This is a genomic window from Roseateles oligotrophus (assembly GCF_014204525.1).
GTDB lineage: Bacteria > Pseudomonadota > Gammaproteobacteria > Burkholderiales > Burkholderiaceae_C > Paucibacter_A > Paucibacter_A oligotrophus_A.
Map to the genome: position 1 here is coordinate 111928 of NZ_JACHLP010000005.1, position 15556 is coordinate 127483.

Here is a 15556-nt window from a genome sequence, read left to right on the forward strand (position 1 = left end):
CCTGTGCGACTCGACCTGACCACCCTCAACCTCATCCTGGCGATAGAGCAGAACCGCTCCATCACCAAGGGGGCGGCGCGCGAGCATCTGGCCCTGGCGGCAGCCAGCAAGCGGGTGTCGGATCTGGAGTCGCGCCTGGGCGTGCAACTGTTTGAGCGCCGCGCCCGCGGCGTCGAGCCCACCGAGGCCTGCCGCGCCCTGGTGCGCCACATCCGCTCCCTGCACGCCTCCTTGCATGCGCTGGAGAGCGAGGTGATGGAGTTCGCGCGCGGCATCAAGGGCCATCTGCGCATCGCCGCCAATAGCGGGGCGATTGCCGAATGCCTGCCGGCCGATCTGGCGGCCTTCTCGCAAGCCCATCCGCAAATCCGCATCAGCCTGGAAGATTTGACCAGCGCCGAGGTGCAGGCCGCCGTGGCCGAGGGCCGGGCCGATGTGGGTGTGTTCACGCCCCCCTTGCTGGACAACCGCCTGCAGCACTGGTTTTACCGCGACGCCCGCCTGGCCGTGCTGGTGCCGGCCGGCCACGAGCTGGCCGCCCGCTCGGCCGTGTCTTTCAGCGATTTGCTGGACTACGACCTGATCGGCCTGCATGCCGGCGCCTCCGCCCAGGAGTTGATGCGCGAGCAGGCCCTGGCCCGTGGCCGCACGCTGAACGCCCGCCTGCAGGTGCGCGGCTTTGACGCCATCGCCCAGTTGGTCGAGGCCGGCCTGGGCGTGGCCGTGCTGCCCGAGGGGCCGGCCGAGCGCTTCTCCCGTATTTTTGCCGTCCGCCTCTTGCGCCTGGACGAGGCCTGGGGCGCGCGCGATTACTGCCTGGGCGTGGCCCGGCAGGAACGCCTGCCCACCGTCTTGCAACGCTTTGTCGAGGCCTTGTGCCCGCAATCCAAGACCATTGAACCCACCGAAAAAGCAAGGAAGCCAGCATGAGCGCTAGCCCACGTACCCTCTACGACAAGCTCTGGGACGAGCATATCGTCCATGTGGAAGAGGACGGCACGACCGTGCTCTACATCGACCGCCACCTCTTGCACGAGGTCACCAGCCCACAAGCCTTCGAGGGCCTGGACCTGGCCGGCCGCAAGCTCTGGCGCATCTCCGCCAATCTGGCGGTCAGCGACCACAATGTGCCCACCACCGAGCGCAGCGGCGGTATTGCCGACCCCATCTCCAAGCTGCAGGTCGACACCCTGGATCAGAACTGCGACCGCTTCGGCCTGACCCAGTTCAAGATGAGCGACCGGCGCCAGGGCATCGTCCACGTCATCGGCCCGGAGCAGGGCGCCACCTTGCCGGGCATGACGGTGGTCTGCGGCGACAGCCACACCTCCACCCACGGCGCTTTCGGCGCCCTGGCCCATGGCATCGGCACCTCCGAGGTCGAGCATGTGCTGGCCACCCAGACCTTGCTGGCCAAGAAGGCCAAAAACATGCTGATCAAGGTGGAAGGCCAATGCGCCCCGGGCGTGGGCGCCAAGGACATCGTGCTGGCCATCATCGGCAAGATAGGGACCGCAGGCGGCACGGGTTACACCATCGAGTTCGGCGGCTCGGCCATCCGCGCTCTTAGCATGGAAGGGCGCATGACGGTCTGCAATATGGCCATCGAGGCCGGCGCCCGCGCCGGCCTGATCGCGGTGGACGAGACCACGCTCAACTACGTCTTGGGCCGCCCCTTCACCCCCACCGGCGTGGAACTGGCGCAGGCCATGCAGTACTGGCGCGGCCTGCATTCCGACGCAGGCGCCAAGTTTGACGCGGTGGTCGAGTTGAACGCGGCCGATATTCGCCCCCAGGTCACCTGGGGCACCTCGCCCGAGATGGTGCTGGCCATCGACGAGCGCGTGCCCGACCCCGACAAGGAAAAAGACGATGTCAAGCGCGGCGCCATCGAGCGTGCCCTGCAATACATGGCCCTGGAGCCCAATAAGGCGCTGGCCGATATCCACATCGACAAGGTCTTCATCGGGTCCTGCACCAATAGCCGCATCGAGGACATGCGCGAGGCCGCAAGCGTGGTGCGCCGCATCGGCGGCCGCCTGGCCGCCAATGTCAAGCTGGCCCTGGTGGTGCCGGGCTCAGGTCTGGTCAAGGCGCAAGCAGAAGCCGAAGGCCTGGATCTGATCTTCAAGGGCGCGGGCTTCGAGTGGCGCGAGCCGGGTTGCTCCATGTGCCTGGCCATGAATGCCGACCGCCTGGAGCCGGGCGAGCGCTGCGCCTCCACCAGCAACCGCAATTTCGAAGGCCGTCAGGGCGCCGGCGGCCGCACCCATCTGGTCAGCCCCGCGATGGCGGCGGCGGCGGCCATGCAAGGGCATTTCGTCGACGTGCGCCGTCTCGTCTGAGGAGTCAAAGCATGAAGAAAAAGCTGCTGCTGTGCGTGCTGGGCCTGGCCTTGCTGGCGCCCTTGGTGGGTTGCAATACCGTCAACGGTTTTGGTCGCGACTTGCAAAAAGTGGGCGAGAAGATCGAAGACAGCACGAAGAAGAAATGACCGGGGGCGGCCCCGCCCCCCAAGGAGAATGCGATGGAAAAATTTACCGTGCTCAAGGGCCTTGTCGCGCCCATGGACCGCGAGAACGTCGACACCGACGCGATCATTCCCAAACAATTCCTGAAGTCGATCAAGCGCTCGGGCTTCGGCCCCAATCTCTTCGATGAATGGCGCTATCTGGACGCCGGCGAGCCCGGCCAGGATCCGGCCAGCCGCCGGCCTAACCCGGATTTTGTGCTGAACCAGCCGCGCTACCAGGGCGCCTCGGTGCTGTTGGCGCGCAGCAATTTCGGCTGCGGCTCCAGCCGCGAGCACGCGCCTTGGGCGCTGGCGCAGTACGGCTTCCGTGCCCTGATCGCGCCCAGCTTTGCCGACATCTTTTTCAACAACTGCTTCAAGAACGGCATCCTGCCCATCGTCCTGCCGGAGGCCCAGGTGGCGCGTCTGTTCGACGAGGTGCATGCCTTCCCGGCTTATCAATTGACCGTGGATCTGGAGCGTCAGGTGGTTGTCAAGCCGGATGGCACCGAGCTGCCTTTTGAGGTGCAGGCCTTTCGCAAATACTGCTTGCTGGGCGGCTATGACGATATCGGCCTGACCCTGCGCTATGCCGACAAGATCCGCAGTTACGAGGCCGAGCGCATCGCCGCCAAGCCCTGGTTGAACCATCGCCTCGCCGGCTAAAACAAGGAAATCAAGCCATGAAAATCGCAGTTCTGCCGGGTGACGGCATTGGCACCGAGATCGTCGCCGAGGCGGTCAAGGTTTTGCAGGTGCTGGACCTGCCGCTGGAGCTGGAGCAGGCGCCGGTGGGCGGCGCGGCCTACGAGGCTTCGGGCCACCCCTTGCCCGACTCGACGCTGCAGCTGGCCAAGGACGCCGACGCCATTTTGTTCGGCGCCGTGGGCGACTGGAAGTATGACAAGCTGGATCGCCCCCTGCGCCCCGAGCAAGCCATTCTGGGCTTGCGCAAGGAGCTGGGCCTGTTCGCCAACTTCCGCCCCGCCATCTGCTACCCGGAGCTGACGCACGCCTCCAGCCTCAAGCCCGAGTTGGTGGCGGGCCTGGACATTCTCATCATCCGCGAGCTCACCGGCGACATCTACTTCGGCCAGCCGCGCGGCCGCCGCACGGCGGTGGACGGGCATTTCCCCGGAAGCGAAGAGGCTTTCGACACCATGCGCTACTCGCGCCCGGAGATAGAGCGCATCGCGCATGTCGCCTTCCAGGCCGCCCGCAAGCGCGGCGGCCGCGTCACCAGCGTGGACAAGGCCAATGTGCTGGAGACCTTCCAGTTCTGGAAGGACGTGATGATCGAGGTTCACGCCGAATACCCGGACGTGGAGCTGGACCATATGTATGTGGACAACGCCGCCATGCAACTGGTCAAGGCGCCCAAGCGCTTTGACGTGATGGTGACGGGCAATATGTTCGGCGACATTCTTTCGGATGCGGCGGCCATGCTGACCGGCTCCATCGGCATGCTGCCCTCGGCCTCGTTGGACAAGCACAACAAAGGCCTGTACGAGCCCAGCCATGGCAGCGCACCCGATATCGCGGGCAAGGGGATCGCCAATCCTTTGGCTACAATCCTCTCCGCTGCCATGATGCTCAAATTCTCCCTCAACCAGCCCCAAGCTGCCGCTCGTATCGAGTCGGCTGTTGCCGCTGTATTGGCCCAAGGTCTGCGCACGCCAGACATTTGGAGCGAGGGCACCCAGAAGGTGGGCACGCGCGAGATGGGTGATGCGGTGGTTTCGGTTTTGAAGGCCACCACCACCATGACCAAAACCATTAAGGGCTAGTTCAGCTCCGGTTTGTCTCGCCCCTACACCCCCGGCGACACAGGCCGGGGAAGAAAGAAGTCCGCAGACTTTTCTTTTTTAGGGCGATAGAGGTAAAAAGCGATGACGACACTTGTTGGATTGGTGGGCTGGCGCGGCATGGTCGGTTCGGTCCTGATGGACCGCATGACGGCGGAAAAAGACTTTGACTTGATCGAGCCGCTGTTCTTCAGCACCTCGAACGCCGGCGGCGCCGCCCCGGCCCAGGCCAAGAACGAAAGCAAGCTGCAAAGCGCGTATGACATCGAGCAGCTCAAGCGCTGCGAGATCATCATCACCGCCCAGGGCGGCGACTACACCAGCGAGGTCTTCCCCAAGCTGCGCGCCGCCGGCTGGAAGGGCCACTGGATCGACGCCGCCTCCACGCTGCGTATGGAATCCGACGCCGTCATCATCCTGGATCCGGTCAATATGCCCGTGATCAAGGATGCCTTGGCCAAGGGCGGCAAGAACTGGGTGGGCGGCAACTGCACCGTCTCCTGCATGCTGATGGGCGTGGGCGCGCTCTACAAGGCCGGCCTGGTCGAGTGGATGAGCACCCAGACCTACCAGGCCGCCAGCGGCGGCGGCGCCCAGCATATGCGTGAGCTGCTGACCCAGTACGGCACGCTGAACGCCTCGGTGCGCGGCCTGCTGGACGACCCCAAGAGCGCCATCCTCGAGATCGACCGCCAGATCGCCGCCACCCAGCGTGGCCTGAGCGCGGCCGAAACGGCCAATTTCGGCGTGCCCCTGGGCGGCTCGCTGATCCCCTGGATCGACAAGGACCTGGGCAATGGTCAGTCCAAGGAAGAGTGGAAAGGCATGGCCGAGACCAACAAGATCCTCGGTCTGGGCGAGGGCTTTGGCTCCAGCGCTATTCCGGTGGACGGTTTCTGCGTGCGCGTGGGCGCCATGCGCTGCCACAGCCAGGCGCTGACATTCAAGCTGAAGACGGACGTGCCCCTGGCCGATATCGAGGCCATGATCGCGGCCGACAACGAGTGGGTGCGCGTCGTGCCCAATACCCGCGAAGCCACCATCAAGGATCTGACCCCGGTGGCCGTCACCGGCACCATGGGCATCCCGGTGGGTCGCATCCGCAAGCTGGCCATGGGCCCCGAGTATGTGGGCGCCTTCACCATCGGTGACCAGTTGCTGTGGGGCGCGGCCGAACCGCTGCGCCGCATGTTGCGCGTTCTGTTGGCGAACTGATCGGCCGAAAGCCTGGGTGGCGCAAGACCGGGTCCTGACTCGGCCTTGCGCCATGTGCGTTTGGGTGGCCGTTGTCCAATTGCGACATCCGGGTGGGCGGTGTTCAATCTGCTTGGCGTCAAGAGTGCTTATGCGGCTTTACCTGAGCTTCGTTGCGTATATGCTTGCCGCAGTTGAGAATTTCAGCTGCACGACGAATGCAGTATGCGCACCGGGAGGGGCTTGTGAGCGCTGTTGATAACCGAGAATTGATCAATGAAACGGGCGGTAACCCTTGGGGTTCCGCTTTGTTGCTTTGGGGGACGCCTTGAAAAAAAGTACCAGCGCAATGCCTGAGGTGTTAGGGAATTCGGGCCCGGGCCGCTCAATTGGCTCATTGGCCGCGCCCTTGGGGCCATGTTTCGGGCGTTTCGCCCTTTCTCATATCGCCGCTGCCGCGCTGCTGCTGGCCAGCACCGGTGCTGCCGCCCTGGGTCTGGGGCGTTTGACGGTTCAGTCGGCCCTGGGTGAAACGCTCAAGGCCGAGATCGATATCACCAGCCTCACGGCCGAAGAAGCCGGCAGCCTCAAGGTTCGCGTGGCACCGCCCGATGCTTATCGGGCCACCGGTGTGGAATACAACAGCGTCTTGGCCGGCACCCAGGTGCAGGTCACCCGGCGCGATGGCAAGTCTTATCTGCGCGTCAGCAGCGACCGTGCGGTGCAAGAGCCTTTTGTCGATGTGATTCTGGAGCTGACCTGGGCCAGCGGTCGTCTGGTGCGTGAGTACACCTTGTTGTTCGATCCGCCGGCCGCCAGCCGCCCGGCCAGCCCGGCGCCCGCTACGATTGCCTCGCCCGTGTTCGCCCAGGCGCCCGCGCCCGCGCCGCTGGCGCCGGTGGCCGCGTCCAGCGAGGCTGCGTCCCGCAGCAAGGCCGAGCCCAAGCCGCGCGTTGAAACCGCGCCGAAGCCTGCCCGTCCGGCTCCGGCCGCGGCCGAAAAAGCACCGGCCGCCAGCGAATACAAGGTCAAGCCCGGAGATGTGCTTTACCGCATCGCGGTCAAGACTCAGCCCGCCGGTGTCTCCCTGGACCAGATGCTGGTCGGCCTCTATCGCAATAATCCGGACGCCTTTGTCGACGGCAATATGAATCGCCTGAAGTCCGGTGCCGTTTTGCAGGTGCCGGCTGGCGACAGCCTGGCCGGCCTGACGCCCGCCGAGGCGCGCCAGGTGATACGCGCGCAGAGCACGGATTTCAGCGCCTACCGCCAGCGCCTGGGTGCGGCCGCACCCACGCTCAAGCAAGAACACAATGAACGCCAGGCCAAGGGCCAGGTGCAGACCGCGGTGGAGGATAAAAAGCCCGCCGCCAATACCGCGCCCGACAAGTTGACGCTCAGCAAGGCCGCCAGCGCGGCCGATGCCGCGGCGGCCAAGGTGGCCAAGGCCTCCAAGGAAACCGAGCAGAAGGACGCGGCCGCCCGGGTGGCCGAGTTGAGCCGCAATGTGGAGGAGTTGAAGAAGCTTTCCAGCGCGGCCAAGCCTGCCGCATCGGCAGTCCCTGCCACGGCAACAGCGGCCGCCAAACCCGCCGTGGACGCCTCGCCCACGACAGCGCCCGCCCTGGCTTTGCCGGCGGCCCAAGCGCCTTCGGCCCCAGCATCGGCCGCAAGCCGTGTCGCGGCGGCCAGCGCGGCCAAACCGGCCGCTTCGGCCGCCAGCGCTGCGCTCGCCCCCCCGCCTGAAACACCGGTGGCCGAGCCCGGCCTGATCGACCAGTTGCTGGACAACTCCTTGCTGCTGCCCCTGGGTGGTGCCTTGATTGCCGCCCTGGGCGCTCTGGGTCTTTATCGCTTGCGCGGTCGCAAGGACGCCAGCAAGCCCGACACCGGCTTCCATGAAAGCCGTGTGCAGCCCGACTCCTTCTTCGGTGCTACCGGCGGCGCAAGAGTGGACACGCGGGAGTCGGCCGGTGTCGGCTCATCGATGAATTACTCCCTGAGTCAGCTGGACGCCATCGGCGATGTGGATCCGGTGGCCGAGGCTGATGTCTATCTGGCCTATGGCCGCGATCTGCAGGCCGAGGAAATCCTCAAGGAAGCGCTGCGTGCCAACCCCGAGCGCCTGGCCATCCGCCTCAAGTTGCTGGAGGTCTACGCCAAGCGCCGCGACACCAAGGGCTTTGAGCAGTTGGCCATCCAGCTGTTTGCCGAAACCCAGGGCGCGGGCGAGGACTGGGCCAAGGCTCAGGAGCTGGGCCGCCAGATCGATCCGGACAATCCGCTCTACCAGCCGGGCGGTGCGCCTACGCAGCTGGATGGCAGCCATGAAGAGCGGCCCGAGCCCATGAATGCCAGCACCTTGCCCTACACGGCGAGCACCGGCACCCATCCCACCGAGGCCTTGAGCCGTCCGGTGGCTGACACCGGCCCGGCCAGTGGCTTCGATCTGGACCTCGATCTGGATCTGGGTGCGCCCACACCGGCCCCGGCCTCGCCCCTTGCCATGCAGGCCACCCAAGCCATGGCCACCAGTGTGGAGCAAGCGCCGCTGTCCATGGACTTTGATCTGTCCGAACCCGAAGCTCCCGCGGCCCGGGTGACGCCCGACAGCTCGGGCGATCTGGAATTCGACCTGGATCTGCCCCTGGACGCGGCTGACAAGCCGGCGCCGGAGCAGGGTGGCGCCCTGGACTTTGATCTGTCCTCCATCGACCTCTCCCTGCCCGACAGCCACGGCCCCGAAACGCTGGCGCATGCGCCGGAGCCCATCCCTGCCGCCGAGTCCTCGGCCTTTGATGGCGATTTGCCGCTGGAGTTCGAGGGCATGCTGAACCAGCAGGCCGCGGCCGAGCTGCAGGCGCCGGTCGATCATCTGGCCCAGGCCCAGGATGCTCTGGCCGATGACGAGGGCGACCCGCTGATGCGTCAGCTGGAGCTGGCCGACGAATTCCGCCAGATCGGCGACACCGAAGGGGCTCGCGAGGTGCTGCAGGAGTTGATCGCCAAGTCCGGTGGCGCCCTGCGTGACAAGGCGCAAGCCATGCTGGACGAGTTGCGATAATCGCGGCGATCAGCACTGCAAAAGGCGCTCGATGCACGAGCGCCTTTTTTCATTTGGGACCAGGCGACGATGAGTGACGGCAATCGCAAAGAGGAGGGCAGCGCATGCGCATCGCGCTGGGAGTGAGCTACCGCGGCCAGGGCTATCACGGCTGGCAGAGCCAAACGGATGGCCGGACCGTGCAGGACGTGCTGGAGCTGGCCCTGAGCCAGTTCGCCGCCCAGCCGCTGCGCACGGTATGCGCCGGCCGCACCGACACCGGCGTGCACGGGCTCAACCAGGTGGTGCATTTCGATACCGAGATCCAGCGCGAGGCCGCCTCCTGGGTGCGCGGAACCAATCGCTATCTGCCGCCCGATGTGGCGATCCAGTGGTGCGCCTTTCCCGGCGATGAGTTCCATGCCCGCTTTTCCGCTCAGGGGCGGCGTTACACCTTTCTGGTGCTGGAGTCGGTCGTGCGCCCGGCCATCGAGGCCGGCGGCGTGGGCTGGGTGTTCCGCCCCCTGGACCTGGAGGCCATGCGGGCCGCCGCCAGTCTGCTGATCGGCGAGCATGATTTCAGCGCCTTCCGGGCCGCCCAGTGCCAGGCCAAATCGCCGATCAAGACCTTGCGTGCCATAGCGATCACGCGCCGCGGCGCCTACTGGCGTTTCGACTTTGACGCCTCGGCTTTTCTGCACCATATGGTGCGCAACATCATGGGCTGCCTGATCGCCGTGGGCAACGGCACGCAAACGCTGGATTGGCTGGCCGAGGTGCTGGCCGCGCGCAATCGCGCCCAGGCCGCGCCCACCTTCCCGGCGGACGGGCTTTATTTCAAAGGCCCGTATTACGAGCCCAAGTTCGCCATTCCCGAACATACCGCAGCCATGGACTGGCTGCCCTGAAACCATGAGTCGTACCCGCATCAAGATTTGTGGCCTGACCCGCGAGGCCGATGTGCTGGCCGCCGTGCAGGCCGGCGCCGACGCGATCGGTTTTGTCTTCTACCCCAAGAGCCCGCGCTACGTAAGCCCGGCGCGTGCCGCCGAGTTGGCGCGTTTGCTGCCGCCCTTCGTCACGCCGGTGGGTTTGTTCGTCAATGCCAGCGCGGCGGAACTGGACGCCGCCTTGCAGGCCCTGCCGAATATGCTTTTGCAATTCCATGGCGACGAGACGCCGGCCGAATGCGAGCGGGCAGGGCGGCCCTATCTGCGTGCGGCTCGCATGGGTGAGGGTTTTGATTTGCTAAACTTCGCCGCACAGTATTCAAGTGCCCAAGCCATTCTGCTCGACGCCCATGTCGAGGGTTATGGTGGCGGCGGAAAGGTCTTCGATTGGTCACTCATTCCAAAAAACGTGCCCTCTCCAGTCGTTTTGTCTGGTGGGTTGCATGCCGGAAATGTGCTGACCGGGATTCTTCAGGTACGGCCGACGGCCGTTGACGTGAGTTCCGGCGTGGAAGAGGCCAAGGGCCTGAAGAGCGCCGTTCTGATTCGCCAGTTCTGTGCGGCCGTGCGCCAAGCCGATGCCCAGCCAGAACTGCCAGCCTGAAGAGAAAGAAGAGATCCCATGAATCGCTACGATCAACCCGATGCCCGCGGGCATTTCGGCCCCATCAAGGGCCAGACCTATGGCGGCAGCTTTGTCGCGGAGACCCTGGTCCACGCCTTGGACGAGCTCAAAGAGGCTTATGCCCACTACAGCCAGGACCCGGACTTCATCGCCGAATACAAAAAAGAACTGGCCCATTTCGTCGGCCGCCCCAGCCCCATCTACCACGCCGACCGCCTGAGCCGCGAGCTGGGCGGTGCGCAAATCTTCTTGAAGCGCGAGGACCTGAATCACACCGGCGCCCACAAGGTCAACAACACCATTGGTCAGGCCTTGCTGGCCAAGCGCATGGGCAAGAAGCGGGTGATTGCCGAGACCGGCGCCGGCCAGCATGGCGTGGCCACGGCCACCATCTGCGCCCGCTACGGCATGGAGTGCGTGGTCTATATGGGCAGCGAGGACGTCAAGCGCCAGGCGCCCAATGTCTATCGCATGAATCTGCTGGGCGCCCGCGTGGTGCCGGTGGAGTCGGGCTCCAAGACCTTGAAGGATGCGCTCAACGAAGCCATGCGCGACTGGGTGACGCATGTGGAATCCACCTTTTACATCATCGGCACCGTGGCCGGCCCGCATCCCTACCCGATGATGGTGCGCGACTTCCAGCGCGTCATCGGCGATGAATGCCTGCTGCAGATGCCCGAGATGACGGGCCGCCAGCCCGATGCCGTGATCGCCTGCGTGGGCGGCGGCAGCAATGCCATCGGCATCTTCTACCCCTATATCGACCATGCCGATGTGCGCCTGATCGGCGTGGAGGCGGCTGGCCTGGGCCTGGACACCGACAAGCATTCCGCCACCCTGACCCAGGGCAGCCCCGGTGTTTTGCACGGCAACCGCACCTATCTGCTGCAGGACGAAAACGGTCAGATCATCGAGACCCATTCCATCTCCGCCGGCCTGGACTACCCCGGCGTCGGCCCCGAGCATGCCTATCTGAAGGACAGCGGCCGGGCCGAGTATGTGTCGGTGACGGACGACGAGGCCTTGAGCGCCTTCCACCGCCTGTGCCGCACCGAGGGCATCATTCCCGCCCTGGAATCCAGCCATGCCCTGGCCTATGCGATCAAGCTGGCGCCTACGCTGCGACCCGATCAGCATCTGCTGGTCAATCTCTCGGGGCGAGGGGACAAAGACATCGGCACGGTTGCCGACCTGGCCATTCCGGGAGCCGCAGCATGAGCCGCATCCAAGCCACGTTTGAACGCCTGGCCGCCCAAGGCCGCAAGGCCTTGATCCCCTTCGTCCACACCGGCGATCCCTATCCCGATGTCACGGTCGAGCTGATGCTGGCCATGGCCCGGGCCGGCGCCGATGTGATCGAGTTGGGCGTGCCTTTCTCCGACCCCATGGCCGACGGCCCGGTGATACAGCGCGCCGCCGAGCGTGCCCTCAAGGCCGGCATCGGCATGCGCCAGGTCTTGGCCGATGTGCGGCGCTTCCGTGACAGCGACAACACCACGCCCGTGGTCTTGATGGGTTATGCCAATCCGATCGAGCGTTACGGCCAGGCCCGTTTTGTCGCCGATGCCAAGGCCGCCGGTGTGGACGGTGTGCTGGTGGTGGACTACCCGCCCGAGGAATGTGAGGCCTTCGCCGGCCTGCTGCATGCCCAGGACATGGATCCGATCTTCCTGCTGGCCCCTACGTCGACCGATGAGCGCATGGCGCGGGTCGGCAAGGTGGCGCGCGGCTATGTCTACTACGTCTCGCTCAAGGGTGTGACCGGGGCCGGGCATTTGAATACCGCGGCCGTGGCCGAGATGATTCCGCGCATCCGCCGCCATGTTGCCGTGCCGGTGGGTGTGGGCTTTGGCATCCGCGACGCGGCCACCGCACGCGCCGTGGCCGACCATTCGGACGCCGTGGTGATCGGTTCACGTCTTGTTGAGCTGCTGGAGACCCAGCCGCGCGATAATGTCGCCAACACGGCTGCGCAATTCATCCGTGAGATTCGTGCCGCGCTGGATGCCTGAGCCTCCGTGTGAGCATTCAGTCAGAGACATATTGAGAGGAGTCTGCTTGTGAGTTGGCTTGAAAAACTACTGCCGCCCAAGATGCAGCAAACCGATCCCAACGAGCGCCGCATGGTGCCCGAGGGTTTGTGGATCAAATGCCCGTCTTGCGAGACCGTTCTTTACAAGACCGATCTGGAGCAGAACGTCAATGTCTGCCCCAAGTGCAGCCACCACCACCGCATCGGTGCGCGCGAGCGCCTGAACGCCTTCCTGGACGGCGAAGGCCGCTACGAGATCGGCCAGGAAGTCTTGCCGGTGGACGCCTTGAAGTTCAAGGACAGCAAGAAGTACCCCGACCGTCTGAAGGAAGCCCTGGAGCACACCGGCGAGACCGATGCCCTGGTGGTCTTCGGCGGCGCGGTGATGACCGTGCCCGTGGTGGCGGCCTGCTTCGAGTTCAGCTTTATGGGCGGCTCCATGGGCTCCGTCGTGGGTGAGCGTTTTGTGCGCGGCGTGGAAACCGCCATCGAGCAGAAGACGCCCTTCATCTGCTTCACCGCCACCGGCGGCGCCCGCATGCAGGAGGGCTTGCTGAGCCTGATGCAGATGGCCAAGACCAATGCGGCCCTGACCCGCCTGGCCAAGGCCAAACTGCCTTATATCAGCGTGCTGACCGACCCCACCATGGGTGGCGTGTCGGCCAGCTTTGCCTTTGTTGGCGATGTGGTGATTGCCGAGCCCAAGGCCTTGATCGGCTTTGCCGGCCCGCGCGTGATCGAGAACACCGTGCGTGAGAAGCTGCCCGCCGGCTTCCAGCGCGCCGAGTTCCTGATGGAGAAGGGCGCCGTCGACATGATTGTGGATCGCCGCCAACTGCGCGAGACCATCGCCCGCCAACTGGCCATGCTGCAGCGCCAAAGCTCGGACGCGGTGGCCTGAGTCCGCTGCTAACTTATCAGTCCCACGGCCAGGCCCACAAGGTCTGGCCGTCCTTGTTTCTGCACAACTTTTTGACCCATGTCGCGCACACTTGATGATTGGCTTGCCCACTGCGAGCGCCTGCACCCCAAGACCATAGACATGACCTTGGCCCGGGTTGTTGAACTGCGCGACCGTCTGGGTCTGAAGTTCGAGACGCCGGTGGTGATGGTGGCGGGCACCAATGGCAAGGGCTCGACCTGCGCCATGCTGGAGTCCATCGCTCTGCAGGCCGGCTACCGGGTCGGGCTTTATATCAAGCCGCATCTGGTGCATTTCCAGGAGCGCTGCCGGGTTGGCGGCGCGCCGGTGGCGGCCGAATCCCTGCTGCCTTTCTTCGAGGCCGTCGAGGCTGCGCGCGGCGAGCTGACCCTGTCTTATTTCGAGTTCACCACCCTGGCCATCATGCTGCGTCTGGCGGCCGAGCCGCTGGATCTGGTGATCCTCGAAGTGGGCCTGGGCGGCCGCCTGGATGCGGTCAACGCTATCGATGCGGACTGCGCCGTCATCACCAGCATCGATCTTGATCACACCGAGTATCTGGGCCCGGACCGCGAGTCCGTGGGGCGTGAAAAGGCCGGCATCATGCGGGCAGGGCGGACCGTGGTCGTCAGCGACCCCGTGCCGCCGGACAGCCTGGCCGCGCGTGCGGCCGAGTTGGGCGCCGATCTGCGCCAGCTGGGTCGCGATTTCAGCTACAGCGGCGATCGCCAGCAATGGCAGTGGACGGGTCGCAGCAAGCGTTTCAGCGGCCTGGCCTATCCGGCCCTGCGCGGCGTGAACCAGTTGCTCAATGCGGCCGGTGTGCTGGCCGTGTTCGAGGCCTTGTACGAGCGCCTGCCCATCAGCGCCCAGGCCGTACGCAGCGGCCTGGCCCTGGTGGAGTTGCCGGGTCGCTTCCAGGTGCTGGCGGGCCAGCCGGCCCTGGTGCTGGATGTGGCGCACAACCCGCATGCGGTGGCCGCGCTGGCGCAGAATCTGGACCAGATGGGTTTCTTCCCGCGCACCCATGTGGTGTTCGGCGCCATGGCCGACAAGGACCTGGCCGCCATCTTCCAGCGCATGGCGCCCTTGGTCGATGCCTGGCATTTCTGCGATCTGCCCATCCCGCGTGCCGCGTCCGCCGAGGCTTTGCGTCAGCAGTTTGAATCGCTGCGTGAGCAGGGCCAGTTGAAGACGCCCGCGCCTTTGCTCCTGCAGACCCACGCGGACCCGCAGGCGGCCCTGGCCGCAGCGGCGGCCGCGGCAGACCCCGCTGATAGAATTCTGGTCTTCGGATCCTTCTTCACCGTGGGTGGAGTGCTCAAGAACGGTGTGCCCCGTTTGCAGGCGCATTGAGTTCCCGAGCAGGGCCCGAAAGCATCAATCGCAAGACCTTTTCCCGCCCCGGCCTGGCTTTGTTTTTTGAGCGAACAGCGGGCCGGAGCTGGCCTGCTTTCTACCCGGCTGACGAGGCCGAACAACGCGGCGATCACGCCTAACAACTGCCATGGGTTTGCTGTCATTTTTCAAACGCCTGTCCCAGCGCTCCGCGGCACCCGCCGCCAAGCCGGTTGCGGACTCGGCCGATGCGGTGCAGCAGCTGCGCGTGCGGGCCCGCCGCCGCTTGATCGGTGCGGCCGTGCTGGTGGGCCTGGGCGTGATCGGCTTCCCGCTGGTGTTTGAGACCCAGCCTCGTCCCATCCCCATCGATCTGCCCATCGCGATTCCCAATAAAGAGGGTAGCCCGGCCTTGCGTGCCCCCGTTTCAGGGCAGCTCAGCTTCCCGGCGCCCACGGCGGTGGTGAACGAGCCTGCGTCCGAGCCCATCGTGGCCGAGGCAGCTGCGAGAGTGGCCAGCGGTTCAAGCAGCGTGGTCGCCGCCGCGGCGGCCACCACGGCGCTTGCCGCCGCCCAGGCCTTGACGCCCAAGCCCAGCGAAAAGCCGGCTGAAAGAATTGTCGAGAAAGCCGTCGAAAAGGCGGTCGAGAAACCGGCCGACAAGCCCCAGGCCAAGCCCGCCGAGAAGACGGTGGAAAAGGTGGCCGAGAAGCATGTCGAGAAGCCTGCGGACAAGTCGGCCGAGAGGGCGGCAGAAAAGGCCGCCGAAAAAGCCGCTGCCGCCAAGGCCCATGCCCAAGAGGCTGCCCGTGTGCAGGCCTTGCTGGAAGGCAAGGCCGCGGCCAAGCCGGCCGAGCCGGCGGCAGGCGGCCGGGTGATCTTGCAGGTGGGCGCCTATGCCGACAGCAAGGCCGCTCACGAGGCTCGCCTCAAGGTGGAAAAATTGGGCCTCAAAACCTATACCCAGGAAGTCAATACAGCGGGCGGCCCGCGTATCCGCGTCCGCGTCGGCCCCTTCGCCAGCCGCGAGGAGGCCGACAAGGCGGCCGCCAAGGTGCGGGCCACGGGTTTGTCGACGGCGGTGCTGACGCTGTGATTTTTGCAAACCGGACGCGCGGCCCGCGGCGCCAGAGGG

At 65.5% G+C, this 15556-nt stretch carries 14 protein-coding genes; all 14 read left to right on the plus strand.

Going from position 1 to position 15556, the window contains the following annotated elements; all coding sequences use genetic code 11:
• Positions 1–3: 3 nt before the first annotated feature.
• The 14 genes from HNP55_RS13015 to HNP55_RS13080 all read left to right on the plus strand — a co-directional run bounded on the left by HNP55_RS13015 (position 4) and on the right by HNP55_RS13080 (position 15517).
• On the plus strand, positions 4–930 hold the full coding sequence (locus HNP55_RS13015; RefSeq protein WP_184299966.1) for a LysR substrate-binding domain-containing protein: 927 nt from the start codon (positions 4–6) through the stop codon (positions 928–930).
• Complete coding sequence (gene leuC / locus HNP55_RS13020) at positions 927–2345, plus strand: 3-isopropylmalate dehydratase large subunit (RefSeq protein ID WP_184299968.1); 1419 nt, start codon at positions 927–929, stop codon at positions 2343–2345. The genes HNP55_RS13015 and leuC overlap by 4 nt, the downstream gene beginning before the upstream one ends.
• Before the next feature lie 11 nt (positions 2346–2356).
• A complete protein-coding gene (locus HNP55_RS13025) occupies positions 2357–2494 on the plus strand; it encodes an entericidin A/B family lipoprotein (protein ID WP_184299970.1) in 138 nt (45 codons plus the stop codon).
• 33 nt (positions 2495–2527) lie between these two features.
• On the plus strand, positions 2528–3178 hold the full coding sequence (gene leuD, locus HNP55_RS13030; protein ID WP_184299972.1) for a 3-isopropylmalate dehydratase small subunit: 651 nt from the start codon (positions 2528–2530) through the stop codon (positions 3176–3178).
• A gap of 17 nt (positions 3179–3195) precedes the next feature.
• On the plus strand, positions 3196–4299 hold the full coding sequence (gene leuB / locus HNP55_RS13035) for a 3-isopropylmalate dehydrogenase (RefSeq protein ID WP_184299974.1): 1104 nt from the start codon (positions 3196–3198) through the stop codon (positions 4297–4299).
• 102 nt (positions 4300–4401) lie between these two features.
• Positions 4402–5532 carry an aspartate-semialdehyde dehydrogenase gene (asd, locus tag HNP55_RS13040; protein ID WP_184299975.1) on the plus strand — a complete coding sequence of 377 codons (1131 nt, stop codon included), beginning with the start codon at positions 4402–4404 and terminating at the stop codon, positions 5530–5532.
• Between the two features lie 388 nt (positions 5533–5920).
• The gene (locus tag HNP55_RS13045; RefSeq protein WP_246448394.1) at positions 5921–8575 is read left to right on the plus strand and encodes a FimV/HubP family polar landmark protein; all 2655 of its coding nucleotides are present in this window, start codon (positions 5921–5923) and stop codon (positions 8573–8575) included.
• A gap of 104 nt (positions 8576–8679) precedes the next feature.
• Positions 8680–9462, plus strand: a complete 783-nt coding sequence (gene truA / locus HNP55_RS13050) for a tRNA pseudouridine(38-40) synthase TruA (RefSeq protein ID WP_184299980.1) — start codon at positions 8680–8682, stop codon at positions 9460–9462.
• Between the two features lie 4 nt (positions 9463–9466).
• Positions 9467–10108, plus strand: coding sequence for a phosphoribosylanthranilate isomerase (locus tag HNP55_RS13055; protein ID WP_184299982.1), 642 nt, complete (start codon positions 9467–9469; stop codon positions 10106–10108).
• 18 nt (positions 10109–10126) lie between these two features.
• Positions 10127–11347 (plus strand): tryptophan synthase subunit beta, encoded by a 1221-nt coding sequence (gene trpB / locus HNP55_RS13060; protein ID WP_184299984.1) that lies wholly within the window; start codon positions 10127–10129, stop codon positions 11345–11347.
• The gene (gene trpA / locus HNP55_RS13065; RefSeq protein WP_184299986.1) at positions 11344–12141 is read left to right on the plus strand and encodes a tryptophan synthase subunit alpha; all 798 of its coding nucleotides are present in this window, start codon (positions 11344–11346) and stop codon (positions 12139–12141) included. Before trpB ends, trpA begins: the two co-directional genes overlap by 4 nt.
• 48 nt (positions 12142–12189) lie before the next feature.
• Positions 12190–13062 (plus strand): acetyl-CoA carboxylase, carboxyltransferase subunit beta, encoded by an 873-nt coding sequence (accD, locus tag HNP55_RS13070; protein ID WP_184299989.1) that lies wholly within the window; start codon positions 12190–12192, stop codon positions 13060–13062.
• A 78-nt stretch (positions 13063–13140) separates the two neighbouring features.
• Positions 13141–14439 carry a bifunctional tetrahydrofolate synthase/dihydrofolate synthase gene (gene folC, locus HNP55_RS13075; protein WP_184299991.1) on the plus strand — a complete coding sequence of 433 codons (1299 nt, stop codon included), beginning with the start codon at positions 13141–13143 and terminating at the stop codon, positions 14437–14439.
• Between the two features lie 151 nt (positions 14440–14590).
• Positions 14591–15517 (plus strand): SPOR domain-containing protein, encoded by a 927-nt coding sequence (locus HNP55_RS13080; protein ID WP_184299993.1) that lies wholly within the window; start codon positions 14591–14593, stop codon positions 15515–15517.
• The last annotated feature ends 39 nt before the right edge of the window (positions 15518–15556 follow it).